Origin of the sequence: Kitasatospora sp. NPDC097605, from assembly GCF_040302725.1 — a bacterium.
Classification (GTDB): domain Bacteria; phylum Actinomycetota; class Actinomycetes; order Streptomycetales; family Streptomycetaceae; genus Kitasatospora.
Window position 1 is genome coordinate 1 of the sequence record NZ_JBEOSF010000093.1, and the last position, 1,240, is coordinate 1,240.

1 protein-coding gene and 1 pseudogene are annotated in these 1,240 nt (G+C 74.5%); both read left to right on the top strand.

Features of this window, described 5'->3' with window-relative positions:
- The first annotated feature begins 431 nt into the window (after positions 1-431).
- Positions 432-944, top strand: coding sequence for a SigE family RNA polymerase sigma factor (locus ABTX81_RS39550; RefSeq protein WP_350555785.1), 513 nt, complete (start codon positions 432-434; stop codon positions 942-944).
- Positions 937-1,240, top strand: a pseudogene (locus ABTX81_RS39555) (hypothetical protein); the annotation flags it as partial. The gene ABTX81_RS39550 and the pseudogene ABTX81_RS39555, both read left to right, overlap by 8 nt.

The window sequence follows — 1,240 nt, forward strand, 5'->3', positions numbered from 1 at the left end:
TGGCGGTCGCACCGGTGACGACCGAGCCGCCGGCGGCCGTGGCCGTCGGCGTGGCGGAGGGCTTGCTGTGGGCCGTGGGGGTCGAGGCGCCGGTCGCGGCGGTGGCCATCCCTCCCGCGGTCGCGATGGCCGCAGCGGTGGCGGCGGCGGTGATGAGCATGATCGGGCGGATACGCATGAATCCGTCTCCATCTCCTACAGGCATCCGGTTGATGCCAGCACCCCTGTACGCCTCCCGGCGTCCGGCAGGTCGCACCCCGCGCACGTGATCCACGCCACAGGTCGTGGGCGCAACGCCGGAAGCGCGCTCGTGCGTACAGGGCGGGAGGCTCCACCCAGGACGCGCGGCTTCACCGCCGCGGCCGGGGAACGCCTCCCCGCGGGCCGCCTGTGCCGCGAGCTGACGGACAGTCCCGGAGGAGAGGCCTTTGATGACGTCACAGGAGTTCGACGCGTTCTACGCGGCGTCCTTCCCCCGCCTGACCGGGCAGCTCTACGCGATAACCGGCGACTGGTCCGAAGCCCAGGACGTGGTCCAGGAGGCCTTCATCCGCGCGTGGGACCGACGGCGCACCCTCGACCCGGACGACGCCCCGGAGGCGTGGATCCGGACCACGGCCCGACGCCTGGCCCACTCCCGCTGGCGGCGTCTGGCCCGGGGCCTGCACTTAGCCGGACGCCACCACCGCCAGGAATTACCCACCGTCGAGCCCCCCACCGAGGAGCACCTGATGCTGGTCGCCGCGCTCCGCGACCTGCCGGAGGCCCAGCGAAGCGCTCTGGTCCTGCACCACATGTGCGACCTCTCCGTCGAGCAGGTCGCGGCCGAGACCGGCGCCGGCGTCAGCGCCGTCAAGAGCCGCCTCGCCCGCGGCCGGACCGCGCTCGCGGCCGCACTCGCCGACCGGACCCCGACCAGTGAGGAAGGAAAGCTCCGTGTCTGACCCCACCCACGACACCCACGACACCCACGACACCCTCGGCGGCCGGCTGCGGCTGCTCGGCACGCAGATGTCCGCACCGGCCCTGCCCGCCGCGGAGATCCGCAGACGCGCCGACCGGCGCCGCCACCGCCGGCGCGCCCTGGGCGCGACCGCGGCCTGCGCCGCGGCAGCCGCCCTGTGCCTGGGTCTCCCGGCCGCGCTGCCCTCACCCGGACCACAGCCCCACCCGTCGGAACCACGACAGGGAGAAACAGCCACCACCACAGTCGCCTCGTCCGGGCCGGCCTCCCCCCACC

Bases quoted from the DNA above. Each gene is read 5' to 3' on its own strand.
- ABTX81_RS39550 (WP_350555785.1), top strand. From the start codon at position 432: ATGACGTCACAGGAGTTCGACGCGTTCTACGCGGCGTCCTTCCCCCGC.